The following is a 25,115-nucleotide window of genomic DNA, read 5'->3' on the forward strand; positions in this document are numbered from 1 at the left end:
CCGTGGGTGGCGATCAGGGGGTGAGGATTCTGCGGAGCTGACGCGCCTGACCTGCGAGGTGTCCTGTGGCGGTGCGCAGTTCGGTCTCGTCGACGCACGAGTCTTCGGTGGCCCAGACCGTGCGGTGGCGCAGGTGGTACCACCCCTCCCGTGAGTACTTGTTAACAGTGGGCTGTTGATAAGTACTCACGGGGAAGTGGGCACTGAACTCGACGGTGGGGATGGCTACCGGCGCGTCGAGTACGGCGAACAACCCCGGCGGTAACGCGTCGAGTAGTACCGCCGCGCGTTCGGAAGGGCTGAAATCGATCGATGAGAGCAGACGAATCCACACCTCGAACTCAGGGTCGGCGCCGCCGGCGAAGGGACGTGCCGAGTTGATAGGGCGGATGTCGAGGTACTGGGCGAAGGGCATGTAGTCGGCCGGAATCACCAGGGGTGTGAGGACTTCCGGATCTTCGTCGCCGAGGTCGGGCGCATCGTGAGGCCACGTGATGGCGCTGGGCGTTCGGGTGAGGCGGATCAGGGCACCTGCGGAACCTGGCATCGATACGCGGACACTCGGTGTCCGCCCGCCGTGCACGACCTCGACCTGATGATCCACCGGGCCCGGTACCACGGGCCGGGTGAAGTGGGCCGAGACGGTGACCGGTGTCGCGGCCGTCTCGGCCTCGGCCGCGTGCAGCATCGATGCGACGACGAGCCCGCCGTGCATACCGCCGAAACCACGCCAGGTGGAGTCGAATTCGGTGGGGAAAGCAAGTGCGGTCAACGGGGTCATGCCGGTACCTTTACGGTGAGTGGGTTCTGGGAATTCATGCCGATGGATGTGGCCGCCGCACCGACGCCGACTGCGGCGATCACCCACCAGGCGACGATGAAGGCAGAGTGGGTGTCGTCGTAGCCCACGGTGGTGCCGAGGACCGCCACGAGCACGCTGACCCCGATCACGGTGCCGATTTGCCGATTCATGTTGACGATCGCACTGCCGGTCGCCGACCGGGACTGCGGAAGTCCGGCAGTGGCGGACGAGAGAATGGTGGGGAGTGCGAGGCCGACGCCTACTCCGCCGACCAGCAATCCCGGAAGGAATTCGGTGACGTAGTGGGGCTCCGCCCCTACCGACGCCAGGATCAGTAGCGTGCCCACCGCCCACAGCAGACTTCCCGCAGCGGCAATGGTGCCGGGGGAGAACCGGCGGGCGAGGAGCTGACCGGCGATCGCAAAGACCGGCACAAGGATCGGTCCGGGAGCGATGGCGAGTCCCGTCCTGATCGCCGAGTATTCCCACACGTTCTGCAGCCAGAGGATGTTCGACAGCAGTCCCGCCGCGAACGCTGCGCTGAACACCAGGGCGGTCGCGTTGGACCACGCGAACGTGCGCACCTTCAGCAGGGCCGGTTCGATGAGGGGTGCCCGGTGACGGCTGTTGCTCCACCAGAACAGGGCAAGGCAGGCGGCGGCGAGGGTGAAAGCGAGCGTGATCCGGGGGTCCCCCCATCCCCATTCCGGCCCCTGGACCATCCCGAGCGACAGTGCGCCGATCCCGAGAATCAGCAGGGCCGCCCCCATCAAGTCGAGTTCGGTGTCGGTGGCGGTGGGGCGGACGTCGGGCACGACACGGGTCGCGGCGATCAGGAGTGCGATTCCGATCGGAATGTTGATGAGGAACGCCCAGCGCCAGGAGGCCTCGACGAGGATTCCGCCGACGACGGGGCCGAATGCGGCGGCTGCCGCACCAGAGGCCGCCCACATGCGGACTGCGCCGGCGCGTCGTTCCGCGGGGGCGGTTCCGACCAGCAATCCGAGGCTTGCGGGGGTCAGGGCCGCGGCGCCGACAGCCTGCAGCAGGCGGAAGAGGACGAGAAACCACAGGGAGGGGCTGAGCGCGCAGGCGGCGCTCGCAGCCGTGAACAGCGCCAGTCCCAGCATGAATCCGCGCCGGTGACCGATGCGATCCGCCCACCGGCCGAGTGGAACCAGTAGTGCCGCATAGACGATCGCATAGCCGTTGAGTACCCAGCTCAGGTCGCCGAGGGAGTAACCGGGGTAGCTGGCGGCGATGTCGCCGAGGGCGATGTTCACGACGAAGAGATCGAGGCTCGCGACGAACGGGGCGCCACACAGGACGAGAAGGAGTGGACGCAGACGGATATCCCCTCGCACCTGACTGCTGAATACCATAGCCAGCAATGTACACCTGGCTTTGCTTTTTGCAAGTCAGCTATCATGGTGGCATGACTGCGGCACGACTGGACGGCTTCCTCGGCGATCGCGACACCTGGCGGGCCACGCACTGCTCGATCGGGAAGGCGATGGATGTAGTGGGCACGCGTTCGGCCATTCTCATCCTCCGCGAGGCCTATTACGGGACCACGCGGTTCGACGACTTCGTCCAGCGTGTGGGGGTCACCGAGGCGGTGGCGGCGGCGCGCCTGCGGGAACTCACCGCAGAAGGCTTGTTCGAGCGGCGGCCCTACAAGGAACCCGGACAACGAACCCGCTTCGAATACGTGCTGACCGAGAAGGGTCGCGACCTCCTGCCTGCCGTGCTGGCACTCATGCAGTGGGGTGACAAGTACCTGCAGGGATCACGCGGCGCGCCGATCGGACTGCGGGACGACGCGACGGGTCAACCCGTCCGCGTGGAGGTGCGCAGTCCCGACCGCGAGGTGCCGTTGACCGAATTGCGGTTGACGCCCAACTTCACCGAGGAGCAGGCTCGCCGCTCCCTGCCGTGAGTGCTTGTTAACAGCCCACTGTTAAGAAGTACCCACGGGGGGTACTCACGAAAGCCAGAAACGCATCAGGTAGTTGCCGTACTGCGCGTAGATCGCCGGCACACCGGACAGCTCGAACAGCCAGTAGATTCCGTCGAAGAACACGGTATTGATCGACGGCACGAAGAGCAGGGCCACGAGGACGAGCAGTCCGTAGGGCTTGTACTGATCGACGGACCGGCGGGTCCGCGGCGGAAGGGAGGGCTCGAGTGCGCCGTAGCCGTCGAGGCCCGGAACGGGGAGCAGGTTGAGTACCGTCGCCATCACCTGCAGGAAAGCCAGGAAGCTCAGGCCCGTCCAGAACACCCGATGATCGCCGTCCAGGCCCCACCCGCGAATCACGGTCAGCAGGACCACTGCCGACACGAGGTTCACGGCCGGCCCCGCGAGCGACACCTTCGCCTGGACCTTCGGCGGGAACAACCCCGTCCGCAGGTAGACGGCACCGCCCGGTAGCCCGATTCCGCCGAGGGCGATGAACAGCACGGGAAGGCCTATCGACAGCAAGGGGTGGCTGTACTTCAGCGGGTTCAGGGTGAGGTATCCGCGCACCGCCACATCGGTGTCGCCGTTCCGCCACGCCGTGTACGCGTGCGCGAACTCGTGGAGGCACAGCGTCACCACCCAGCCGGCCACCACGAGGAGGAAGACCCCGACGTGGCCGACGACGGACTCGGCCCGGGCGCCCCACGCGAGTACTCCACCGGCGACGGCGGTGGCGACGACGACGAGGAAGACCGGGCTCGGCCGGACGGCGGTGGACCGCGTTCTGGGCAGGTTCATCGAACGAGCAACCACTCGCGGTCGTGACGGTAGAACGTAGACCGTTTCACCGCGCGCGGATTGGGCACGTCGTCACGGGTCAGCGCGGCGGCCGGCGACCCGAGTTGGACCGCGCGCCCCTCGATCCATCGACGCGGCAACCAGCGCCGCCGGGGTTCGATCGAGGCCCGCAGCCCGGGCATCCGTGGAGTGGGGGTGACGTGCATGTTGGTGGCGGTACCGGAGAACAGGCGGGTGTCGTCGACGTACGCCTCGCCGACCAACGGTTCACCGCCGGGCGCCGTCACGGTGGCGAGCCCGACCAGCGCGATGCCCGCGTCGTCGCGGATGAGAGGTACCGGCTTGGCCGTTCCTTTCAGTGCCGTGCGGGCGGCCCGTGCGCCCGCGGACAGGTGGTAGGCGTCGGTTGCCGGTGAGCTGTGTTCGGCGACGTAGGCGAGCTCGATATGCAACCGGTCGGTCCGCATCAGCCGGGTCAGGGTCGCGGCCAGTGCGGCATCGCTACCGACCACGATGAGCCGCGGATGCGTGACGACCTGGAGTTTGGAGAAGACCTCGTCGAAGTCGTCCTTGTCCGGCACGGTGGGGGCGCTCGACGCCGAGATCGACCCCAAGGGCAGGGGGAGCGGCACGTCACCGCATATGAGCACAACGGGGGTCAACGCCACTCCTCGCCCGGATATGTCCCGCTACGGCTGCCGCAGCTTTCCATCCGGCCATCCTAGTTGTATGCCCGCCACCGGCCCCGAAGCCACTCCGGTCGTACTGTGGGGTCTGTTCTCTGTGCGCTCGGCTAGACTGTTCCCCCGGCCACTGCCTACGAACGGCAGAACCACGCAGTCGGATACGACTGTACGTCGACCGTAGGAGACAACGTCATGCCGGCAATCGTCCTGATCGGCGCCCAGTGGGGCGATGAGGGCAAGGGCAAAGCGACCGATCTATTGGGCGGACGCCTGCAGTGGGTGGTGCGCTACCAGGGCGGAAACAACGCCGGACACACTGTCGTTCTTCCGAACGGCGACAAGTTCGCGCTGCATCTGATCCCGTCGGGCATCCTCACGCCGGGCGTCACCAACGTCATCGGCAACGGTGTGGTGGTGGATCCGGGAGTGCTGCTCACCGAACTCGCCGGACTCGACGAGCGGGGCGTCGACACCAGCAAATTGCTGCTCTCGGCTGACGCGCACCTGATCATGCCGTACCACGTGGCCATCGACAAGGTCACCGAACGCTTCCTGGGCGCCAAGAAGATCGGCACCACGGGCCGCGGCATCGGGCCCTGCTACCAGGACAAGATCGCCCGTGTCGGCGTCCGGGTGCAGGACGTGCTCGACGAGAAGATCCTCACCCAGAAGGTGGAGGCGGCACTGGAATTCAAGAACCAGGTGCTCGCCAAGATCTACAACCGCAAGGCGCTCGACCCGCAGCAGGTGGTCGACGAGGTGCTCGAACAGGCCAACGGATTCAAGCACCGCATCGCCGACACCCGGTTGCAGCTCAACGAGGCCCTCGAGCGTGGCGAAACTGTTCTGCTGGAGGGGTCGCAGGGAACTCTCCTCGACGTGGACCACGGGACGTACCCGTACGTGACTTCGTCCAACCCGACATCCGGTGGCGCGGCTGTCGGTTCGGGCATCGGACCCACCAAGATCACGACGGTGCTGGGCATCCTCAAGGCGTACACCACGCGAGTCGGCTCCGGTCCGTTCCCGACGGAGCTGTTCGACGAGCACGGTGAATACCTGGCCAAGACGGGTGGCGAGGTGGGTGTCACCACCGGTCGCGCCCGCCGCACCGGCTGGTTCGACGCCGTGATCGCCCGCTACGCAACTCGCGTCAACGGCATCACCGACTACTTCCTCACCAAGCTCGACGTGCTCAGCAGCCTCGACACCATCCCCATCTGCGTCGCCTACGACATCGACGGTGTACGGCACGAGGAAATGCCGATGTCGCAGACCGATGTTCACCACGCCACCCCGATCTACGAAGAGATGCCCGGATGGTGGGAAGACATCTCGCACGCACGCACCTTCGAGGAACTGCCGAAGAATGCGCAGAACTATGTGCTGCGCCTCGAAGAGCTGTCCGGCGCCTACATTTCGTGCATCGGTGTCGGCCCCGGCCGTGACGAGACCATCGTGCGCCGCGACGTGGTGCGCTGACCAGTCGGACTGAACGGTGACGCTGAACGGCTGTGACGTCGAACGGCTGTGACGTCGGTCCGGCCCGTGCGGTTGCTTCAGAACAGTACGGGGTCGTCGAATCCGGGTGCGTGTTCGAGGGCGAGTAGTTCGCGTTTGGTGAGGGTGCCGCTGCCCGCGGAGAATCCGCCGACCTTGTTTCCGGCGGCGAGGACGCGGTGGCAGGGGACGACGATCGGCAAGGGGTTGCGTCCGAGTGCCTGGCCGACGGCCTGCGCGGCGCCGGGTTTGCCGAGTGCTGCAGCCACCTCTCCGTAGGTGAGGGTGTCGCCCGGGTCGATGGCCCGGGCGATCTCGTATACGTTGCAATCGAACTCGGGGACTCCCTCGAAGTCGAGGTCGATCCAGCGCAGGTCGTCGAGTGCGCCGCCGAGGTGTTCCCGAATGGCGTCCAACGCCTGCTGGACCGGTGTGGGCGGTGAGTGCTCCACCGCACCCGGGAAGCAGCGTTCGACGCGGGCACGTGTCGCCTCGGGTGAACCCTCCGACAGTTGCACACCGACGATCCCGGCGGCCCTCCAGGCAATGGCGCACGTGCCGAGTGCTGTGTCGAACAGGCAGAATCCTGTGGTCACCAACCCAGTATGCGCCCCACATCCGACGTTTACCGTCTGTTGGCCACGGTTGGACATCCTCGAGGATCCACCACCGAGGAGATGTCCCGTGCACCTGTCGCGCCGTACCCTGCTCCGCGCCACCGCTCTCGGCGTACTCGCTGTTCCCGCCGCCGCGTGTTCCGGCTCGGCCGGTTCGAGTCCCACCCTCCTACGCCCCCGGCCCGCGCTGACCCATGGAGTTGCCGCCGGCGACGTGCGCGCCGACGGCGCAGTGATCTGGGCGAGGTCCGACCGGCCGGCGACGATGATCGTCGAGACGGCGGCCACCGAGTCGTTCGCCGACCCGGTGCGATTCGAGGGTGGACTGCTCACCCCGGACACGGACGGCACCGGACGGTTGCGTGTGACCGGACTACCCGCCGGACAGCAGGTGCACTACCGGGTGACCCTCGAAGGTGACGACGGCGCCACCTCGGAGGCTGTGACGGGTGTCTTCCGCACCGCACCGAGCGCCGCGGGCGACATCCGGCTGCAGTGGTCCGGAGACACGGTGGGTCAGGGTTACGGAATCAACCCCGACCTCGGCGGTATGCGGATATTCGAAACGATGGCCGCACGCGACCCGCATCTGTTCCTCCACTCCGGTGACGTCGTCTACGCCGACGGACCCCTGAAGGAGTCGGTTGCGCTGCCGGACGGCCGAATCTGGCGGAACACGGTGAGCGAGGCCAAGAGTGCGCTTGCGCAGACATTGGACCAGTACCGCGGTCAGTACGCCTACAACCTCAGCGACCAGCACTACAGAACCTTCAATTCCTCTGTTGCGCAGATCGTTCAGTGGGACGACCACGAAACGGTCAACAATTGGTATCCCGGCGAACTCCTCAGCGCCGAGGCCTACTCGGAGAAGAGCGTCGACGTTCTGGCGCAGCGAGCTTTCCAGGCGTTCCACGAGTGGCTTCCGATCGAGCCCACCGAGGCGGTGGACGGGCGTGTGTACCGCAAGATCGGCTACGGACCTCTTCTCGACGTCTTCGTGCTCGACATGCGCACCTACAAGGACGCGAACGGTGTCAATACCGGCCCGGCCGGACAGATCCTCGGCGCAGCACAGAAGGACTGGCTCATTCGCGAACTCGGTGCGTCGACGGCGACCTGGAAAATCATCGCCAACGACCTTCCCCTCGGGGTGGTGGTGCCGGACGGCGACACCGCGTTCGAGGGCATCGCCAACCGGGATCCGGGACCACCGTCGGGCCGTGAATCCGAGATCGCGCAGGTACTGTCCGCGATCAAGGCGGGCGGCGTCACGGGAACGGTCTGGCTCACCGCGGACGTGCACTACACCGCCGCGCACCGGTACTCGCCGGACCGTGCCGCGTACAAGGACTTCGACGAGTTCTGGGAGTTCGTGTCGGGCCCGCTCAACGCCGGTGGTTTCGGCCCCAACGACCTCGATCCGACGTTCGGTCCCGAGGCCGTGTTCGTCCACGCACCGCCTGCCCCGAATTCCTCACCCCTCGACGGATACCAGCATTTCGGGGAGGTCTTCATCGACGGGGAGACGTCCGAGTTGCGAGTCGACCTGCTCGACGCGGCCGGGACGGTGCTGTTCAGTCAGTCGCTGGCGCCTCCTGCCCGGTGACATCGGGAGAATCCGCAAGGCGCCCTGAACTACCTTCGGCGCTCATCGGGCGAGCAGTCCAGTCGGCAGACTCTGGACTGCTCGGTGGATCGGCGAAAATGCCACCGAGAGGTGCGCCCAGGCGAAACTGCTCCACGCGAAACAGGCCTTCACCTCCTTCTTTGGGGCCGTATCGGGCGACGGCCGCGGCCAGGATGATGATGCAGGCGAGGGTGAGGAGTGTCGTCATGGAGTCAACTCTGCGCCCGACTGGCTTGGGATCGAATAGCCACAAGGCCGATACTGGACTGCATGATGACCCGTGTACTCGGTGCGCGTTCGCTGGCGAGGGACCTCGGCAACTGGCAGGACGACAGCACCCGTCGTTCGGCGGTCCGGCCCGCATACCGGGCGCTCGCCGACAGCATCCGGCTGCTCGTGCACGACGGCCGCGTCCCCCTGGGTGTGGCACTTCCCAGCGAACGCGAACTGGCGTCGGTGCTGGAACTGAGCCGCACGACGATCACGTCGTCGTATTCGGTGCTGCGCGACGAGGGGTACCTGATCAGCCGACAGGGATCGCGGAGCACGGTGGCGTTGCCGCCCGGATCGCGCCAGAACGGCCTCATGTTCCGCGCGCATCAGCCGGGGCCGGAGGGTGCGATGATCGATCTCAGTTATGCGGCGATGGCAGCGCCGGGAGAGGCGGTCGAGAATGCGTACTCGTCTGCCTTGCAGTCTCTTCCACAGTTCCTTCCGACGCACGGCATGGAACCGGTGGGCATTGGCGCCTTGCGCGACGTGATCGCCGCCCGCTATCGGGCCCGCGGACTGGACACGACACCCGAACAGATCATGGTCACCTCGGGCGCGCAGCACGCCCTGCGACTGCTGCTGAACGTGCTGACCGCGCCGGGGGAGCGGGTGCTGGTGGACCATCCCACCTATCCCAATGCGCTGGAGGCGATCCGGAGAGTGGGGGCGCGGCCGGTGCCCGTTCCAGTCCGTCCCGAGGGAGGCGGTTCCGCGGCCTGGGACCTCGACGGAATCCGGAGCGCCGCACGGCAGACCGCGGCGCGAATGGCGTATCTGATTCCCGACTTCCACAACCCCACCGGTCTGTGCCTCGACGCACCCGGTAGAGCGGAACTTGCGAAGATCGCCCGTGAGACCCGGATGACGCTGATCGTCGACGAGACAATGGTCGACCTGTGGCTCGACGAGCCGTCGCCGGGGCCGGTCGCCGCGTACGGCCGGGGAACGGCGAAAACGGAAGTGGTGACCATCGGGTCGACGGCCAAGTCGTTCTGGGGCGGGCTGCGGGTCGGGTGGATACGCGCCGATCCGTCGTTGATCTCACGGCTCGTCGGCGCCCGTGCGGCGGTCGATCTCGGCACACCGGTGATGGACCAGCTCGCGGCCGCACACCTGCTCACCGACGACGACGCGGTGCTCACCCGCAGGCGTACCGAGCTGCGCGAGCAGCGCGGTGCCATGCTCGACGCCCTGGCCGATCGCCTTCCCGACTGGGTCCCGACCATAGGCTCCGGCGGCATGTCGCTGTGGCTGCGGCTTCCGGCTCCGGTGTCGACCGCGCTGGCCGCGACGGCACCCCACTTCGGCGTGCTGCTCGCCGCTGGACCACGGTTCGGCGTCGAGGGCGCCTTCGAGCGATTCATCCGATTGCCGTACGCCCGGACACCCGATCAATTGCGACGCGGTGTCGACGGCATCGCCGCCGCGTACGCCACCCTGGCCGTGGGACCGGAGCTGGCCGAACCGTCCGTGGTCGTCTGAGAGGGAGTGGCAGAGGACGTGGAAACGTACTCTGCCACTGCGCTCAGGTCCAGACGGTGTCGATGTCGACGCCTTCGCGTGCCGGCGGGGTGGGTGCGCCGGCGGGGGTGCGGGAGAAGCGGGGGGCCGGGGCGTGCTGGGTGACGCCGTCGAGTTCGATCAGTGAGCCGCGGGCGGCGATGTGTTCATTGGACGGCGCCTCCGAGAAGGTGAGGACCGGGGACACGCACGCGTCGGTGCCGAGGAAGATCGAGGCCCACTCGTCGCGGGTCTTCGACAGGAACTTCTCGGCGAAGACCTTCTTCATCTGCGGCCACGCGGACACGTCCATCTGGTGCGGCAGGTCGGCGGCGTCGAGTTCGAGTCCCTGCAGCAACAGGGCGTAGAACTGCGGCTCGATCGATCCCACGGCCATGTACTTGCCGTCGGCCGTCTCGTAGGTGTCGTAGAACGGCGCGCCGGTGTCGAGGAGGTTGACGCCCCGCTCGTCCGACCAGACACCGCGGCCACGGAAAGCCCACATCATGTGCGACAGCGCCAGGGCGCCGTCCACCATCGCGGTATCGACCACCTGACCCTTGCCGGAGGTCTGGCGTTCCACCAGCGCGGACAGGATGCCGAAGATGAGGAACATGGAACCGCCGCCGAAGTCGCCGACCATGTTCAGCGGGGGAACCGGGCGCTCACCCTTACGCCCGATGGCGTGCAGCACACCCGTGAGGGAAATGTAGTTGATGTCGTGGCCGGCGGCATTGGCCAGCGGGCCTTCCTGTCCCCAGCCGGTCATCCGGCCGTAGACCAACCGCGGGTTGCGCTCGAGGCAGACGTCCGGGCCCAGGCCCATGCGTTCGGTGACGCCGGGGCGGAAGCCCTCGATGACGACGTCGGCGCGCTCGATCAGCTCCAGCACCTTCTCGACCTGCGCGGGATCTTTGAGGTTGGCTTCGACGACGCGACGTCCGCGCTGAATCTGGTCGTAGGGTCCGTCCTGCGGGATCACGCCGGGGCGCTGCACGCAGACGACGTCCGCACCGAGATCGGCGAGCAGGGTGGCCGCGTGGGGGCCGGGTCCCAGACCTGCGAATTCGACGATGCGAATGCCCGCGAGCGGGCCCTTCTTCTCTGTAACGGGAGCAGACACTCGAGTTCCTCATTCCGATGCGGGACAACCTGTCGAATCGACGTTAACTTGTCGGGTGCGGGAGCTGTGCCGCGGGTCACGACACAGCCGTCGTGTCACGCCGCTCCCTTGCCCCGCGGTGGGTGGGCGGCGCAAAGTTGATGCATGAGTTTTCCGGGTGAGCTCGTCAGTTTCGTTCCCAGCACCGACCTCGACGTCTCCCAGATGTTCTACGTGGACACCCTCGGGCTCGAGCTCGACTCCCGCGACGAATTCGCGCTCGCCCTGAACTGCAACGGATCCCTGCTGCGGGTCACGCTGGTCCAGTCGCGTGCCGACACCGGATACACGGTGCTGGGATGGAAGGTCCCCGATCTCGACGGTGTGGTCGACTCACTCCGGACCAAAGGAATCTCGTTCACCGAGTATCCCGGCATGGACCAGGACGAGCACGCCGCCTGGACCGCGCCGGACGGCATCCGCGTGGCATGGTTCCGGGACCCGCATGGGAACGTGCTGTCGTTGTTCGAGTACCCGAACCGATAGGTGCCCGGACCTCAGGCGTCGAGGCCGGCGCCGCCACGTCTGGCCACCAGCGCCTCGGTGGCATCCCACAACCTGGCCGCGAGTTCGGGGTTCCGTGCATCCTTGCTCGGCTGAACCACCTTGCAGGCCTTGACGTATGCGCCTGTGAACTTGCCCGGCTCGGCAGCCGTGGCGGTCCACACGATCGTCTTCGCGCCCTTCTCGACATCGGCCATGAACGGAGTGAGCAGGGTTCCGATCACCTGGTAGCCGAACGGAAGGTCGCGGCCGAGGCTGGTGCCCTTGACGAAGCCTGGATCCGCGCAGTTCACCACCAGCCGTGCCGGGTCGAAGCGCCGCGCCAATTCCCTACTGAACAGGGTGAGTGCGAGCTTGGAATTGTTATATACGCGTTGGCCGCGGAACTTGCCGTTCGAGGCCTGCAGGTCGTCGAAGTCGAGGTGCCCACCGCGATGCCCCGACGAGCTGACGTTGACGATGCGCGCGGGGTGGCGGAAGCCGGCGGCATCCGTGGTGGCGGCCCGCGCCATGGCGTCGGCCAGGGCGGTGCCGAGTACGAACGGTGCGAGGTAGTTCACCGCGAAGGTCGACTCGATGCCGTCCGAGGTGAGGCGACGCTCTCCCACGTCGATCCCCGCATTGTTGATCAACACGTCGATGCGGAGGAATCGATGCCGGAGTTCCTCGGCCAGATTCCGCACCTGTACCAGGGAGGACAGGTCGGCCGTTGCCGAACTCAACCGGCCAGGGTCGTATGCCGACGACAACTCGGCGATCGTCTCGTCGACCTTCGCCCGGTCGCGGCCGACCAGCACGACCGTCGCACCGCGGGCCGCCAACTGACGGCACGTCTCCGCGCCCAGTCCGGACGTGGCGCCGGTGACCACCGTGGTGAGTCCTGCGAGATCGTCGTGTTCGATCATGTTCACCTCCGGTACCGCGGAGAACAGGCGTGCGAGTGTGCGGGTGTCTCAGAGTAGGACACACCGCAGGGCCTGCGCGGGTGAAACCGCAGGCCCTGCGCGACTCGCGACAACCTTCCGGAAGTGGACTAGCGCCGGTGTTCGTAGCCGAGCCAGGCGCGACGACGCTCGCCGAGCGGATCGTTCTCGACCCGACTGCTCTCGTCGATGATGAGGGTTTCCCTGTTCTCCCGCGAGTAGGTGGGCCAGCCGGGCGCCGGCGTGCCGTGCCGTGCGAAATGCAGCCAGTGCGACTGCACCGTGTCGGTGACGGTGCGCAGCGCTTTCCACCCACCGAGTGCGGTGAGCGCCCGCGCCCAGGGCCCGGTCAGCCCGAAAACGGCGTACATCTCCGTGGCGTGGGTGGCACCGAGTCCGGCGAGGCGGAGGAGGCGGGGAGCGAAGTCGTATCGGTAACTGTAGGTGGGGGCTACGGCGGCATGACCCTCGGCGCAGAGTAGGGATGGTTCCCAGAACGTGACGTCACCGCCGAGGTCCGCGGCAGCACGCCGACCGGGATAGCCGGGGTACGCGGAGATCGCCCGCTTCTTCACGGACTCGTCCACATGCGAGAACATTTTCTCGATGCGGGTGGCGTCGGTGGGCAGGATATCGAGGAACCGCGGGAACACCCTGCCCTCGTACTGGTTGGTGCCGATGATCAAGGGAACCGGGTGACCGGAACCGGAGGCGAAGGTATCGAGCGGGTGAGCGGGAAGCAGGAAGCCGTCTACTACCGGCGCGAACACTCGTGTTCCGGGCTCCTCGTCGGCGCCCCGATCCGCCAAAGTGGTTCCCACCTCGACGAAGTCGGAGGCCTTCGCGGCCTGCAGCCAGGTCGCGGCCTCGGAAAGGGGCACTCCCGCGATCTCGACGAATTCGCGTGCCCACCGTGCCGCCCGCTCTGGATGGTATGCCGACGCCGCCGGCGGACTCTGTGCGATGGCCTTGCTGAACAGTCCTTTCGCGGCGGGTGTGCCCATCAGGGTGGTGACGGCGTTGGCGCCGGCCGACTCACCGAAGATCGTGACATTGTCGGGGTCGCCGCCGAACTCGGCGATGTTGCGTTGCACCCACTCGAGCGCCGCCATTTGATCGCGCAGGCCGAGATTCGAGTCGAAAGGCCGCTCCCGCGTGGAGAATTGGCTGAAATCGACGTATCCCAGGGCGCCGAGCCGGTAGTTGATGGACACATAGACGATGTCGCCGCGCCGTACCAGCGAGTGGCCACCGTACAGCGAGGACGAAGAGCTTCCCCCCGAGTACGCGCCTCCGTGGATGAACACCATCACCGGGCGCGGCGTCGCGGACGGCTCCGCGGGAGCCACCACGTTGAGAGTCAGGCAGTCTTCGTCGCACGGCCCGCTACCTTGGGGCGCGCTTGCCCCATAGTGGAAGGCTCGCCGGACATCCGACCACGGCTCGGCCGGTTGCGGGGCACGTAACCGTAACGGGCCCACCGGGGGAGCCGCATACGGGATTCCGCGCCAGGTGATCAGGTCGTCGAGTCGACGCCCTCCGACGGCGCCGCTCTCGGTGTGGACTTCGAGTGGACTCACAGGCCCTGCCCGTAGTAGCCCTCGTACCCTTCCCACGCCAGTCGACGTTCCCTGCGCGGATCGTCCTGGACTGTGGTGACGGTGTCGAACACGAGCGTTGCTCTCCGATCGGTGTCGTATCTCGGCCACGCAGCCGAAGGTGTTCCGTGCGTGGCGAACTGTAACCAGTTCCTCTGCACCGTATCGGTCACGTCTTTCAGGCCGCGTCGGCCCCCCGCCAACGTGAGCGCGCGACCGAAACGAGTGTCGGCGACACCGAAGACGGCGAGTAATTCGAATCCGTGGGTGGCGTGGAGTCCGAGCCATGTCATGATCCGCGGAGCGAAGTCGAACCGATAACTGTACGTCGGTGCGTAGGCGCAATGCGCCTGGGCCAGTTCCACCGACGGTTTCCAGAACGTCAGGTCACCACCGAGGTCCACCGCGGCGTCGGGGGCTGGATAGCCCGGATAGGCTGCGGTGACGCGGGCTTGTGCCGCTGGGTCGGTGAGCTCGAACATCCGGCCGATCCGCGCAGGATCGGTGGGCAGGGCGTCCAAGACCTTCGGGAACAGTGTGCCCTCACGGCTGTTGGTGCCGATGATCAGCGGGACACGGTGCGCGGAGCCGTCGGAGAACGCGTCGAGCGGTGGCTTCGGAAGAAAGTCCCCGTCGATCACGGGACCGAACGGGTGAAGCCCGGGAGTTTCCACCAGAACCTTGGCACCCAGCCGGTTTCCCGCTCGACCGAGCGCTCCGACGGGTGAGGTACTCAAGGCCTCGGCCGCGTTCTCCGGTTCGGCGCCCAGGAGTTTCACGTAGTCGGCGGCCCACCCGGCGGCCCGCTCGGCCGTCGTGACGAGACCGGGCGCCGAGCTCTCGGCGATCGCACGAGCGAACAGGCCGCGAGCGGAAGGTGTGGTCATCAAGGTGGTGACGGCGTTTCCGCCCGCGGACTCACCGAACAGGGTGACATTGTCGGGGTCGCCGCCGAATCCGGCGATGTTGCGTTGCACCCACTCGAGTGCCGCCACCTGGTCGCGGAGCCCGAGGTTGGAATCGAATGGCCGCTCGGGGGTGGAGAACTGGGTGAAATCGAGGTAGCCGAGCGAACCGAGCCGGTAGTTGATCGACACGTAGACGATGTCGCCGCGGCGTACCAGTGACTGACCGCCGTACAGTGCGGTCGCAGACATGCCCAGTGTGTATGCGCCGCCGTGGACGAACACCATCACCGGGCGGGGCTTACCGGAGGTGCCGGGCCTGGCCAGAACGTTGAGGGTCAGACAGTTCTCACTGCTCGGCTGGTACTTGCCCGGCCGCAGCACCGTGAACTTCTTGTGCTGCACGGCCGCGTCCCCGAATTCGGTGGCATCGAGTTCCCCGCTCCACGGGGTGACCGGCTGGGGCGCCCGCAGTCGCAGCGGACCTACCGGCGGGGCAGCATAGGGAATCCCGCGCCAGGCCACGAGGTCGTCGAGCCGTCGGCCGCGCACCATCCCGTCGGTGGTCTTCACCACTGTGTCGGTCGCTGCCCTGTCGGTCGCGACTGTGCCTGTCGTGCGAATGTCGGACGCCATGTCGGCGACTATACGTAGACCTCCTGAGAAACCGATTTGAACGGCGTTCTCGCGCCGGGACCGCTCATCGCCGTGCCTCGAGCAACCGCAGCCACACCTCGCTCACCGTCGGGTAGGACGGCACTGCATGCCACAGGGCGTCCAGCGGCACCCTTCCCACGACGGCGACCGTCGCGGCATGCACCAGTTCGGCGACGTCCGTGCCGGCAAACGTCGCACCTAGCAGGGTGTCGGAACCTCGATCGACGACAAGTTTCGCGTGGCCGCCGAAATCGTCGCGAGAGAGGGACGAGCCCGCGACGGCGATGTCGACTTCGACCGTCTCGACGTCCACGCCTGAGTCGCGGGCCTCCTTCTCGGTGATTCCCACAGCAGCGACCTCGGGGTCCGAGAACACCACCTGGGGAACCTGCCCGTGATCGGCGGACGCACTGTAGCGGGAACCGTCGAGCGGTCTTCCCTCCGCGCGCGCCGCGATCACGTCACCACAGACCCGCGCCTGATATTTGCCCATGTGAGTGAGCAATGCCCGCCCGTTGACGTCGCCGACGGCGTACAACCATCCGTCCGGTGTGGTCATGTGGTCGTCGGTGGGAAGATAGCCGCGCGCGTCGAGCAGTCGCGGGTCGACTCCCAGCCCCGAAGTCGCAGGGGTGCGGCCGGTCGCGACCACGATCTCGTCGACCTCGAACGGGTCCTGCCCGGCCACGTCGAGCGTGGCGGGGCCGCCGTGGATCCGGCCGACACCGGTGTCCTGCGGATCGGGACGCTCCACACCGCGGAGGTCGGCGCCGAAGAGGAGTCGGGCGCCCTTCTTTTCGAGTCCCTCGGCCACCAGCTTCCCAGCGAACGGCTCGTTCTTTGCGAGTAGCCCTCGGCCTCGCACCACCATGGTGAGTTCCTCGACACCGAGGTCGAGCAGCCACGACGCGCTCTCGCAGGCTACGACGCCGCCGCCGATCACCGCGACCCGGCGCGGGACCTCCCGCAGATTGGTGGCATCCCGCGAGGCCCACGGCAAGGCTGCGCGGAGCCCGGGTGTGTCCGGAATCGCTGCCGTGGTTCCCGTCGCCACGACGACGGCGTGCCGGGCGCGGATACGGCGGGAGCCGCCCACCGTCACCGTCCGCTCGCCGGTCAGGCACGCCGCGCCGCGGATCACCTCGATTCCCTGCGCATCGGCCCACATCACCTGCGACGAGTCGTCGTGGTTGTTGGTGAACGAGTCCCGCCGGGCGAGTACGGCCTGCGGATCGAGGGCTCCGGCAGATACACCGGCCATGTTGCGTGCGGCGCCCAGGACCTCCCCGGGACGCAGCAACGCCTTGCTGGGCATACAGGCCCAATACGAACACTCGCCGCCGACGAGCTCGTGCTCGATCAGTGCGGCGGTGCGCTCGCTGCCCGCGATGGCATAGCTCGCCGCGTTCTCACCCGCGGGGCCGCCTCCGATCACGATGACGTCGTACTCTTCCGCGTCGTCCACCGAGTCAGTCATGCCTGTCACGGTAGGCCGGTCGAGGGTCGGCTGTCAGAACTTCGAGCACGCCTGCGGTGTGTGTGGCCGCAAGTATCGTGACCGGATGATGCGCAACAAGATCTTGATCACCGGAGCCAGCTCGGGCCTGGGCGAGGAAATGGCCCGCCGATTCGCCGCCCAAGGGCGAGACCTCGCGCTCTGCGCGCGGCGCGGTGCCCGCCTCGAAGCCTTACGCGACGAACTGAGGTCCGCCCATCCCGGAGTGACCGTTGCGATCCGCGAACTCGACGTCACCGATCACGAAGCGGTGGTACGCGTCTTCGGGGAGTTACGTGACGAGCTGGGTGGTCTCGACCGGGTGATCGTCAACGCCGGACTCGGCAAGGGGGCCAGGATCGGGACGGGCCGTGCCGACGCCAATCTCGCCACCGCCCGCACCAACTTCGTCGGCGCGCTGTCGCAGTGCGAGGCCGCCCTCCAGATATTTCGGGAACAGAATTTCGGTCATCTCGTGCTCGTGTCGTCGATCAGTGCCGATCGCGGTCTGCCCGGTCCGAAGGCGGCCTATTCGGCCAGCAAGGCCGGCGTCTCCGCACTCGGGGAGGCGTTGACGGCAGAACTGGTGAAGAGTCCCATCGCGGTGACCACACTGTTGCCCGGATACATCGCTACCGAGATGTCGGGCAAGGCCGGTGACAGCGACTCGATGACCGCAAGTCTGGACGAGGGCGTCACCGCGATGGTCGACGCGATCGACAAGGAATCCCGCCGGGTGGCGTTGCCCGGCACCAAGTGGAAAGCAATCGACTTGGCGCTGAGGTTCCTTCCGCATGCATGGACATCACGGTTCGTGTAGGACTGAGCTGTGCCGGCCAGTGACGACGAGCGTGAGGTGTCCACAGTGACGACAACCCAGGAATCTTCGTCTCTCGGCTTGCAGCGCTCGCGGCCGCGCGTGGTGATTGTGGGCGGCGGATTCGGTGGCGTGTACGCCGCCAAGCGGTTCCGGGGTGTGGACGTCGACGTCACGCTGCTCGATCGGGGAACCAGCCACGTCTTCCAGCCGCTGCTGTATCAGTGCGCCACGGGACTCCTGTCCGAAGGGGAGATCACCACACCGTTGCGGCACCTGCTCCGTGGCTACAGCAACATTCACGTCGCCCTCGGGGAAGCGCAGTCGATCGACGCCGACCAAAAGGTCTTGACCGCAAGCCGATTCGACGGCTCCACCTTCGACGTTCCCTACGACTACTTGATCGTTGCTGCCGGGATGCGTCAGGCGTATCACGGTCACGACGAGTACATCCAGTGGGCGCCCGGTATGAAAACTCTCGACGACGCCCTCGCGATTCGGCGAAAGCTCATCTCGGCCTTCGAAATGGCCGAGTCGCTTCCCACCCCCGAAGAGCGGAAGCCGTGGCTGACCTTCGCCGTCGCCGGCGGTGGGCCCACCGGGGTCGAACTGGCCGGGCAGATCAGGGAACTCGCACTGCGGGCCCTCGCTCACGAATTCCAGTCCATCGATCCCGGTGAGGCGCGGGTACTGCTGCTGCACGGCGGTGACCGGGTGTTGCCGTCGTTCAACCGCAAGCTGTCGGCGGCGGCGCAGGCCACACTCGACAAGATCGGTGTCGAAACACATCTGGGCGTGCATGTCACGGATGTGTCGGAGACGAGCGTCGAGACGACGTCCAAGGACGGGGCGAAGGCCAAGAACCGGTTCGACGCGCGGACCATCCTGTGGACCGCCGGCGTCGAGGCGGTCCCGTTCGCCTCCGTACTCGCACAGGCGCTCGGCGTGAAGCAGGCCGCGGGTGGTCGCATCGAGGTGAATCCCGACCTCAGCGTGCCGGGTCATCCCAACGTCTGGGTCGTGGGCGACATGATGGCGCTGAAAGATCTTCCCGGTGTGGCCGAGGTGGCGATGCAGGGTGGCAGGCACGCCGCGGGGTGCATTGCCCGCGCCGAGCGGGGCGCACCCGACCGGAAACCGTTCAAGTACCGCGATCTCGGCAGCGCGGCGTACATTGCCCGCAGGCACGCGCTCGTTCAGGCGGGGCCTATCCAGATGTCCGGTGCCGTCGGGTGGGTGTCGTGGGGCGTCATCCACATCGCCTTCCTCGCGGGCTACCGCAACAGGTCCGGCACGTTGCTGAACTGGGCGGTCACGCTCGCGTCGGGAGCGCGGCGGGAGCGGGCCATCACCTACGGCGATCCGCAGTCGGCGCGTCAGCCCTACGACGCCTGACGTCGACTTTCCGGGACGTCACCAGCCGTGGGCCCGGAGTTCGTGCCGGCTCAGCACGTCCTCGGCACGTTCACGGAGAGCGGTGTGGCTCGGGACATCGAGTGATTCCAGGGCCAGGGTGTAGCGCCCGTCGAACCTGCTCAGGTAGGCCGACATCCTCGTGCGGCTGGAGACGATGCCGGGGTGCACGGCCCGCGTGGCGATGCCCGTTGTGTGATGTCCACCCAGGACACCGAGTGCGTCGGGAAGCGGCCCGATGTTCGAGCACAGAACGTCCCGCTCACCGGGGTTGCCTGTCAGCGCGTGAGCCAGCCGGTCGGGGATCAGTTGCAGCATTTCTTCAGGGAATCCCGCCGGGCTCGTCATCGGTGTCGAGGTGAACGCCGCACGACTCGACGCACGGACGTCGGCGACGGTGTCACCCGGTGCCACCGCGACCTCGACCATTGCGACCGAGTTCGCGGCCTCGGAGGAGTCGCCGCGGCCGCGCACATCCATCGGCACGCTGATCGTCAGAGGCGCCGACTCGTCGTCGCGGCGGGCGATCTCGGCGACCACCGACAGGAACAGGCTGTTCGGCGTCCCGCCGGACTCCTCGGCGGCGACATCCCAGGCGCCCGCGTCCACGTCTACCACCGCTGAAGCGGCCCTACTGTGGAACACCTCGGGGGGCGCCGTGCCGTCGGCGCGTACGAAGTCGCGCAGCTCGCTGCGGCGGTCGGAATCGATCAGCAGGCCGGCAACCGCGCGCACGGTTCCTTCGGTGACCCGTCGGGTCAGAAGGGCGGCGTCCCAGACGTCATCGATCGGTCCACGGTGACGCGGCGCAGCGGAGGGCGGCGTGCCCTGCAACGCGTCCGCGATGGCGGCGGTCAGGCCCCTCGCATCCGCGAGCACGTGTGAACACACCAGCGACAGCACTGTGCCGCCGCCGTCGAGACGCCCGCAGGCCAGCCGCCACCCGGGGCCCCGTTCGGGGTCGACAGGCAAGGCGGCCTGCTCGTCGGCCCATTCGAGCAACGCCGCGGCAGGGACGGTGGCGTACTCGACGTGGAATGCTTCCGAGCTGGGCGCGAACCGTGGCCGGGCACCAGGGACCCGCGAGCGGATTACCCGCCTGCCCAGCGGACCGCGTGACAGCAGGACGCGGAGAGACTCCAGGATTTGTTCGTCGATCCGGCCGTCGGTACGCCACAGACCCTGCATCACGATCGGCGTTCCCCACCCCCGATGGGTGCGGAGAAACATCTCGTCGACAACGCTCAACCGGGCGCTCACCTGCCGGAGTCTACGACCGGTGGCAACACAGGCGTACGACCTCCTGGACAACCGGCGCATACTGGATTTGCAGCACAGTGAAGGAACTGCACACGGAGCACGCCATGGTGAGTGTCGAGAAGTGGAAGGTCTGGGGTTCCGTCGTGGAAGTCGACGTCACCGAGGGTGCTGCACTGCCCGAGGCGACCGCGCTGATCGCAGGTGTCATCGAGGAAACCGAGGCGGTGTGCGACCTTCAGCGCGGGGATGCCGAGATTCACGCCGTGAACCTGTCGCAGGGCGCACCGGTGAAGGTGAGCCGGCGAATGTCGGCGCTGCTTCGTTCCGCGTTGTGGGCGGCGCGGATGACCGACGGTGTGGTCGACCCGCTCGCCTCCGAGATGGCGGACGACACCCTCATTCCGACCGTGCATCCGGCACCGAGTTTCCGTGACATCCAGATCGACGACGACGTGGTGTTCGCACCGTGGGGCGCATCCTTGGACATCACCGACACCGCGAAGGCCGATACGGCCGATCGTGCGGCGGCGCTCGTCGCGCGCGAACTCGAGTGCGGTGCAGCGGTGCGTATCGGGTACGTGATCGCCACGGCGGGTCACTGCCCGGCCGGCGGCTGGCAGATTTCGGTGCCCGGCAACGGAGACGTCGAACTGGTGAACGGAACGGCGATGGCGACAGCATTCGCGCCGCCCGTCAGCGAACCGCCGTCGAAAACCGAATGGGAATCGGTGACGGTGATCGCCGACGACGCGCTGTGGGCCTACGCCGCCAGTGTCGCCGCTCTCGCACGGGGCATCGGCGCCATCCGCTGGATCGAACAGCAGGAACTACGCGCCCGGCTGGCGGATCGCTCGGGCCGCGTATACACCACCGAGAACTGGTAAGTCAGGCGAGAACTGGTCAGTCAGGCCCGGCCGCGCTGACGGCGGTACCAGCGCACCAGGCTGTCCGTCGACGTATCACTCTGCGCGGCAGGTGACTCCGCGGCGGTGAGCACCGGCTGCAATTCGACGGCCTGCGTCTTCCCGAGTTCGACGCCCCACTGATCGAACGAGTCGATGCCCCAGATGACTCCCTCGACGAACACCTGGTGCTCGTACAGCGCGATGAGCTGCCCGATGACGGACGGGGTGAGCTTGGGCGCGAGGATGGTGGTGGACGGCCGGTTTCCGGGCATCACCTTGTGCGGCACCAGGTGCTCCGGGGTTCCCTCTGCCGCGATCTCCTCCGCGGTCTTGCCGAACGCCAGGACCTTGGTCTGGGCGAAGAAGTTGCTCATCAGCAGGTCGTGCATGCTGCCCGTGCCGTCCGCGGTGGGCAGGTCGTCGGTGGGCTCGCCGAAGCCGATGAAGTCGGCGGGAACGAGCCGTGTCCCCTGGTGCAGAAGCTGGTAAAAGGCGTGCTGGCCGTTGGTGCCCGGCTCGCCCCAGAAGATCTCACCGGTGGAGGCGGGAACGGGGGACCCGTCGGCCCGCACCGACTTGCCGTTCGATTCCATCGTCAGCTGCTGCAGGTAAGCCGCAAAGCGCACGAGATCGTTGGAATACGGCAGCACCGCACGCGACTCGGCGCCGAAGAAGTTGGAGTACCAGAGCCCGAGGAGCCCCAGGAGAACCGGCGCGTTCTCCTCCAACGGAGCCGTCCGGAAATGCTCGTCCACCGCGTGGAACCCGGCGAGGAACTCCGCGAAACGCTCCTTGCCGACCGCGGCCATCACCGACAGTCCGATCGCCGAATCGACCGAGTACCGTCCCCCGACCCAGTCCCAGAATCCGAACATGTTGGCAGTGTCGATACCGAAGTCGGCCACGCGGTCGGCATTGGTCGAGACCGCAACGAAATGCTTTGCCACAGCATCGGTCCCGAGACCCAGACCGTCGAGAAGCCACCGCTTGGCGGCAGTGGCATTGGTGAGGGTTTCGAGTGTGGAGAATGTCTTGGACGCCACGATGAAGAGCGTCGTGGCCGGATCGAGACCGTGCAACGTGCGCACCAGATCCGACGGGTCGATGTTGGAGATGAACCGCACGCTGATCCCGGCGTCGACATAGTGCCGCAGAGCCCGGTACACCATCACCGGCCCGAGATCGGACCCGCCGATGCCGATGTTGACGACGGTCGTAATCCGCTCGCCCGTGGCGCCTCGCCATTCACCGGACCGCAACCGATCGGTGAAGTCGCCCATGCTATCGAGAACCTCGTGCACGTCCGCCACTACGTCCTGGCCGTCCACGGTGAGCGACGCGTCGGCAGGCAACCTGAGAGCGGTGTGGAGGACGGCGCGATCCTCCGACGTGTTGATGTGCTCGCCCGCGAACATCGCGTCCCGGCGCGCTTCCAGGTCTGCGCTGCGCGCCAGATCGAGCAGCGACTCGAGGGTCGCGCGATCGACGCGGTGCTTGCTGTAGTCGATGTACAGATCGCCCGCAGACACGGTGAGTTCGTGGCCCCGCGCCGGATCCTGGTCGAAGAGCTCCCGCAGATGAACGGACTGGATTCGGGCGTGATGATCGCGCAATTTCTGCCAGGCAGCGGTTCCGGTGATGTCTGAGCTCACGAGGTTCGAGCTTAGTGCCCGCGCGTCGAAACTTCCGTGTGAAGTCTGGTGCGGCGCATGATGGACCCCATGGATTCCCGCGAACTCATTGGACAAGTTCCGACGACCCTCTTCCTCGGTGGTGAGCAGCGCGACGCCGAAAACGGTGCCACCTTCACCGTCTTCGACCCGTCCACCGGTGAGGCCCTCACCGAGGTGGCGGACGCCAGTCCCGCCGACGCGATGAAAGCTCTGGACGCCGCAGTGGCGGTTCAGAGCGAGTGGGCGGCCACGCCGGCCCGCGCCCGCGGTGAACTGCTGCGAGCCGTGTTCGACAGGATCATCGAGCGTGCCGACGACTTCGCCCTGTTGATGACCCTGGAAATGGGCAAGGCCCTACCGGAGAGCAAGGCGGAGGTGAAGTACGGCGCCGAGTTCTTTCGCTGGTTCAGTGAAGAGGCGGTGCGGATCTCCGGCCGCTACACACCCGCGCCCGCCGGCAACGGACGGGTGCTCGTGACCAAACAGCCGGTCGGTCCGTGTCTTGCGATCACCCCGTGGAACTTCCCTCTCGCGATGGGCACTCGAAAGATCGGTCCGGCGCTGGCCGCGGGCTGCACCATGATCGTCAAGCCTGCCTCCGAGACGCCGCTGACCATGCTGTTGCTGGCCGAGGTCATGGCTGACGCGGGACTGCCGAAGGGTGTCCTGTCCGTACTGCCGACGTCGAAGTCCGGGGAAGTGGCCGGTCCGTTGCTGGACGATCGGCGCCTGCGCAAGCTCACGTTCACCGGTTCCACCGGGGTCGGGCGCATGCTGATCGAGAAGTCGGCCAGGGGTCTGCTGCGCACGTCGATGGAACTTGGTGGCAACGCGCCCTTCGTGGTCTTCGACGACGCCGACGTCGACGCAGCGGTGGAGGGCGCCGTTCTCGCGAAGATGCGCAACGGGGGCGAAGCTTGCACGGCCGCCAACCGTTTCCACGTCGCGAACAGTGTCCGCGAGGAATTCACCGCCAAGCTCGTCGACAAGATGTCGTCGTACACACTCGGACCGGGGCAGGACCCCGACACCACACTCGGCCCGCTGATCAACGCGGATCAGCTCGAGACCGTCAGTGAACTCGTGCAGGACGCCGTCGGTGCGGGGGCCCGCGTCCGGCTGGGCGGTGCGGCGCCGGAAGGGGCGGGCTACTTCTATCCGGCCACCGTCCTCGACGACGTCCCACCACAGGCCCGAATCCTGAAAGAGGAAGTGTTCGGCCCGGTTGCCGCGATCAGCGGATTCGACACCGAAGACGAGGGCATCGCCGCGGCGAACGATACTGAATACGGTCTCGCTGCCTACATCTTCACCCGGGACCTCGACCGTGCGCTTCGCGTCGCCGATCTCCTCGAAACGGGCATGGTGGGCGTCAACCGGGGCGTCATCTCAGACACCGCTGCCCCCTTCGGCGGCGTCAAAGCATCAGGCTTCGGGCGCGAAGGGGGCAGTGAAGGTATCGAGGAGTACCTGGAGACCAAGTACGTGGCACTCGAGTCGTAGAGATCGAGGGGCACCGGGTGAGGCGGCCGCTGTCGTGAACCGACGGCGGCCGCGCCCAGCGACTCGGTCGGGGTGACTCGGTGACCGAAGAGGCTCGGTGAGCGAGTCGGGCTCAGAGACCGAAAGGGCTCAGTGACCGAGGCGGCCGCGCCCGAGGCGCAGCAGGAGCATCGCGAGAGTGTGGCCTTCCTGGCCGAGTTCGTTGAACCGCTCGAGCACCTTCATCTCGCGGCTGTGGACCAGGCGCGGGCCGCCGGATGCCATGCGGGTGGCACCGATGATCTGCGAGACCTCGGACCTGCGCTTGATCGCGGCGAGAATCTCGGCGTCGAGCTTGTCGATCTCCTGACGGAGAACCTCGATCTCGGCCTCGCTGGTGGGAACAGCGGTGTCCTTGGCGGCTGATGCGACGGTCTGAGTGCTCATTGGTTCGTCTCCCTCTTGTCAGAACGTGGATCGTTGTTTCGGCTCGAGTCGTTACCGATCCAGGCTCGTTTGACGAAAAAAGCCCCGGATCCGGTGCGGACCTCGGGG

The 25,115-nt window shown here is 66.9% G+C and carries 23 protein-coding genes; 9 read left to right on the top strand and 14 right to left on the bottom strand.

Going from position 1 to position 25,115, the window contains the following annotated elements; genetic code table 11:
- Positions 1-13: 13 nt before the first annotated feature.
- Positions 14-781, bottom strand: a complete 768-nt coding sequence (locus HYG77_RS23065) for a thioesterase family protein (RefSeq protein ID WP_208960744.1) — start codon at positions 779-781, stop codon at positions 14-16.
- Positions 778-2,184: a DHA2 family efflux MFS transporter permease subunit gene (locus tag HYG77_RS23070; RefSeq protein WP_208960745.1), complete on the bottom strand. Its 1,407-nt coding sequence runs from the start codon at positions 2,182-2,184 to the stop codon at positions 778-780. The genes HYG77_RS23065 and HYG77_RS23070 overlap by 4 nt, the downstream gene beginning before the upstream one ends.
- A 53-nt stretch (positions 2,185-2,237) precedes the next feature.
- Here HYG77_RS23070 and HYG77_RS23075 point away from each other — a divergent pair, with 53 nt between their 5' ends.
- Positions 2,238-2,741 carry a helix-turn-helix domain-containing protein gene (locus tag HYG77_RS23075; RefSeq protein ID WP_208960746.1) on the top strand — a complete coding sequence of 168 codons (504 nt, stop codon included), beginning with the start codon at positions 2,238-2,240 and terminating at the stop codon, positions 2,739-2,741.
- 45 nt (positions 2,742-2,786) lie between these two features.
- On the opposite strand, the gene HYG77_RS23080 is transcribed toward HYG77_RS23075, so the two are convergent.
- Together HYG77_RS23080 and HYG77_RS23085 are read right to left on the bottom strand one after the other, a co-directional pair.
- Positions 2,787-3,563 carry a site-2 protease family protein gene (locus HYG77_RS23080; protein WP_109332730.1) on the bottom strand — a complete coding sequence of 259 codons (777 nt, stop codon included), beginning with the start codon at positions 3,561-3,563 and terminating at the stop codon, positions 2,787-2,789.
- Entirely contained in the window at positions 3,560-4,213 is a 654-nt protein-coding gene (locus HYG77_RS23085) for a hypothetical protein (RefSeq protein WP_109332729.1), read from the bottom strand. The genes HYG77_RS23080 and HYG77_RS23085 overlap by 4 nt, the downstream gene beginning before the upstream one ends.
- 228 nt (positions 4,214-4,441) lie before the next feature.
- Here HYG77_RS23085 and HYG77_RS23090 point away from each other — a divergent pair, with 228 nt between their 5' ends.
- A complete protein-coding gene (locus tag HYG77_RS23090; RefSeq protein WP_109332728.1) occupies positions 4,442-5,731 on the top strand; it encodes an adenylosuccinate synthase in 1,290 nt (429 codons plus the stop codon).
- Between the two features lie 77 nt (positions 5,732-5,808).
- On the opposite strand, the gene HYG77_RS23095 is transcribed toward HYG77_RS23090, so the two are convergent.
- On the bottom strand, positions 5,809-6,402 hold the full coding sequence (locus tag HYG77_RS23095; RefSeq protein WP_204164811.1) for a methylated-DNA--[protein]-cysteine S-methyltransferase: 594 nt from the start codon (positions 6,400-6,402) through the stop codon (positions 5,809-5,811).
- A gap of 31 nt (positions 6,403-6,433) precedes the next feature.
- Here HYG77_RS23095 and HYG77_RS23100 point away from each other — a divergent pair, with 31 nt between their 5' ends.
- On the top strand, positions 6,434-7,972 hold the full coding sequence (locus HYG77_RS23100) for an alkaline phosphatase D family protein (protein ID WP_244373074.1): 1,539 nt from the start codon (positions 6,434-6,436) through the stop codon (positions 7,970-7,972).
- On the opposite strand, the gene HYG77_RS23105 is transcribed toward HYG77_RS23100, so the two are convergent.
- Positions 7,941-8,201, bottom strand: a complete 261-nt coding sequence (locus tag HYG77_RS23105; RefSeq protein ID WP_208963590.1) for a hypothetical protein — start codon at positions 8,199-8,201, stop codon at positions 7,941-7,943. The genes HYG77_RS23100 and HYG77_RS23105 overlap by 32 nt on opposite strands.
- A 62-nt stretch (positions 8,202-8,263) precedes the next feature.
- On the opposite strand from HYG77_RS23105, the gene HYG77_RS23110 reads away from it, so the two are divergent.
- Positions 8,264-9,748 carry a PLP-dependent aminotransferase family protein gene (locus tag HYG77_RS23110; RefSeq protein ID WP_208960748.1) on the top strand — a complete coding sequence of 495 codons (1,485 nt, stop codon included), beginning with the start codon at positions 8,264-8,266 and terminating at the stop codon, positions 9,746-9,748.
- Between the two features lie 43 nt (positions 9,749-9,791).
- Here the strand turns inward: HYG77_RS23110 and HYG77_RS23115 are convergent, their stop codons facing one another.
- Positions 9,792-10,889, bottom strand: coding sequence for a CaiB/BaiF CoA-transferase family protein (locus HYG77_RS23115; RefSeq protein WP_109332720.1), 1,098 nt, complete (start codon positions 10,887-10,889; stop codon positions 9,792-9,794).
- A 144-nt stretch (positions 10,890-11,033) separates the two neighbouring features.
- Between HYG77_RS23115 and HYG77_RS23120 the strand changes: the two genes are divergently transcribed.
- Positions 11,034-11,414: a VOC family protein gene (locus tag HYG77_RS23120; protein ID WP_109332719.1), complete on the top strand. Its 381-nt coding sequence runs from the start codon at positions 11,034-11,036 to the stop codon at positions 11,412-11,414.
- Positions 11,415-11,425: 11 nt separating this feature from the next.
- Here HYG77_RS23120 and HYG77_RS23125 read toward each other — a convergent pair whose 3' ends face one another.
- The 4 genes from HYG77_RS23125 to HYG77_RS23140 form a co-directional block, all read right to left on the bottom strand.
- Positions 11,426-12,337 (bottom strand): SDR family oxidoreductase, encoded by a 912-nt coding sequence (locus HYG77_RS23125; protein WP_208960749.1) that lies wholly within the window; start codon positions 12,335-12,337, stop codon positions 11,426-11,428.
- A gap of 128 nt (positions 12,338-12,465) precedes the next feature.
- Complete coding sequence (locus HYG77_RS23130) at positions 12,466-13,935, bottom strand: carboxylesterase/lipase family protein (RefSeq protein ID WP_109332717.1); 1,470 nt, start codon at positions 13,933-13,935, stop codon at positions 12,466-12,468.
- Positions 13,932-15,494 (bottom strand): carboxylesterase/lipase family protein, encoded by a 1,563-nt coding sequence (locus HYG77_RS23135; protein WP_208960750.1) that lies wholly within the window; start codon positions 15,492-15,494, stop codon positions 13,932-13,934. The genes HYG77_RS23130 and HYG77_RS23135 overlap by 4 nt, the downstream gene beginning before the upstream one ends.
- Before the next feature lie 64 nt (positions 15,495-15,558).
- Positions 15,559-16,992, bottom strand: a complete 1,434-nt coding sequence (locus tag HYG77_RS23140) for an NAD(P)/FAD-dependent oxidoreductase (RefSeq protein ID WP_208960751.1) — start codon at positions 16,990-16,992, stop codon at positions 15,559-15,561.
- An 85-nt stretch (positions 16,993-17,077) separates the two neighbouring features.
- On the opposite strand from HYG77_RS23140, the gene HYG77_RS23145 reads away from it, so the two are divergent.
- Both HYG77_RS23145 and HYG77_RS23150 read left to right on the top strand, forming a co-directional pair.
- Entirely contained in the window at positions 17,078-17,830 is a 753-nt protein-coding gene (locus tag HYG77_RS23145) for an SDR family oxidoreductase (RefSeq protein ID WP_109335307.1), read from the top strand.
- 45 nt (positions 17,831-17,875) lie between these two features.
- Complete coding sequence (locus HYG77_RS23150; protein WP_208960752.1) at positions 17,876-19,222, top strand: NAD(P)/FAD-dependent oxidoreductase; 1,347 nt, start codon at positions 17,876-17,878, stop codon at positions 19,220-19,222.
- 18 nt (positions 19,223-19,240) lie between these two features.
- Here HYG77_RS23150 and HYG77_RS23155 read toward each other — a convergent pair whose 3' ends face one another.
- The gene (locus tag HYG77_RS23155) at positions 19,241-20,500 is read right to left on the bottom strand and encodes a hypothetical protein (protein ID WP_208960753.1); all 1,260 of its coding nucleotides are present in this window, start codon (positions 20,498-20,500) and stop codon (positions 19,241-19,243) included.
- Positions 20,501-20,604: 104 nt separating this feature from the next.
- Here HYG77_RS23155 and HYG77_RS23160 point away from each other — a divergent pair, with 104 nt between their 5' ends.
- On the top strand, positions 20,605-21,384 hold the full coding sequence (locus tag HYG77_RS23160) for an FAD:protein FMN transferase (protein ID WP_208960754.1): 780 nt from the start codon (positions 20,605-20,607) through the stop codon (positions 21,382-21,384).
- 20 nt (positions 21,385-21,404) lie between these two features.
- Here HYG77_RS23160 and pgi read toward each other — a convergent pair whose 3' ends face one another.
- Positions 21,405-23,057: a glucose-6-phosphate isomerase gene (gene pgi, locus HYG77_RS23165; protein WP_208960755.1), complete on the bottom strand. Its 1,653-nt coding sequence runs from the start codon at positions 23,055-23,057 to the stop codon at positions 21,405-21,407.
- 69 nt (positions 23,058-23,126) lie between these two features.
- Between pgi and HYG77_RS23170 the strand changes: the two genes are divergently transcribed.
- The gene (locus HYG77_RS23170) at positions 23,127-24,581 is read left to right on the top strand and encodes an NAD-dependent succinate-semialdehyde dehydrogenase (protein WP_208960756.1); all 1,455 of its coding nucleotides are present in this window, start codon (positions 23,127-23,129) and stop codon (positions 24,579-24,581) included.
- Positions 24,582-24,710: 129 nt separating this feature from the next.
- Here HYG77_RS23170 and HYG77_RS23175 read toward each other — a convergent pair whose 3' ends face one another.
- A complete protein-coding gene (locus HYG77_RS23175) occupies positions 24,711-25,007 on the bottom strand; it encodes a chorismate mutase (RefSeq protein WP_109332711.1) in 297 nt (98 codons plus the stop codon).
- Positions 25,008-25,115: the final 108 nt, after the last annotated feature.

Origin of the sequence: Rhodococcus sp. ZPP, assembly GCF_017656075.1 — a bacterium.
GTDB lineage: Bacteria > Actinomycetota > Actinomycetes > Mycobacteriales > Mycobacteriaceae > Rhodococcus_F > Rhodococcus_F oxybenzonivorans.

Coding starts and splice junctions, on each gene's coding strand:
- HYG77_RS23140 (WP_208960751.1), bottom strand. CDS start 16,992: ATGACTGACTCGGTGGACGACGCGGAAGAGTACGACGTCATCGTGATC.
- HYG77_RS23120 (WP_109332719.1), top strand. CDS start 11,034: ATGAGTTTTCCGGGTGAGCTCGTCAGTTTCGTTCCCAGCACCGACCTC.
- HYG77_RS23095 (WP_204164811.1), bottom strand. CDS start 6,402: ATGTCCAACCGTGGCCAACAGACGGTAAACGTCGGATGTGGGGCGCAT.
- HYG77_RS23135 (WP_208960750.1), bottom strand. CDS start 15,494: ATGGCGTCCGACATTCGCACGACAGGCACAGTCGCGACCGACAGGGCA.
- HYG77_RS23070 (WP_208960745.1), bottom strand. CDS start 2,184: ATGGTATTCAGCAGTCAGGTGCGAGGGGATATCCGTCTGCGTCCACTC.
- HYG77_RS23090 (WP_109332728.1), top strand. CDS start 4,442: ATGCCGGCAATCGTCCTGATCGGCGCCCAGTGGGGCGATGAGGGCAAG.
- HYG77_RS23110 (WP_208960748.1), top strand. CDS start 8,264: ATGATGACCCGTGTACTCGGTGCGCGTTCGCTGGCGAGGGACCTCGGC.
- HYG77_RS23145 (WP_109335307.1), top strand. CDS start 17,078: ATGATGCGCAACAAGATCTTGATCACCGGAGCCAGCTCGGGCCTGGGC.
- HYG77_RS23175 (WP_109332711.1), bottom strand. CDS start 25,007: ATGAGCACTCAGACCGTCGCATCAGCCGCCAAGGACACCGCTGTTCCC.
- HYG77_RS23160 (WP_208960754.1), top strand. CDS start 20,605: ATGGTGAGTGTCGAGAAGTGGAAGGTCTGGGGTTCCGTCGTGGAAGTC.
- HYG77_RS23065 (WP_208960744.1), bottom strand. CDS start 781: ATGACCCCGTTGACCGCACTTGCTTTCCCCACCGAATTCGACTCCACC.
- HYG77_RS23125 (WP_208960749.1), bottom strand. CDS start 12,337: ATGATCGAACACGACGATCTCGCAGGACTCACCACGGTGGTCACCGGC.
- HYG77_RS23170 (WP_208960756.1), top strand. CDS start 23,127: ATGGATTCCCGCGAACTCATTGGACAAGTTCCGACGACCCTCTTCCTC.
- HYG77_RS23080 (WP_109332730.1), bottom strand. CDS start 3,563: ATGAACCTGCCCAGAACGCGGTCCACCGCCGTCCGGCCGAGCCCGGTC.
- HYG77_RS23105 (WP_208963590.1), bottom strand. CDS start 8,201: ATGACGACACTCCTCACCCTCGCCTGCATCATCATCCTGGCCGCGGCC.
- HYG77_RS23075 (WP_208960746.1), top strand. CDS start 2,238: ATGACTGCGGCACGACTGGACGGCTTCCTCGGCGATCGCGACACCTGG.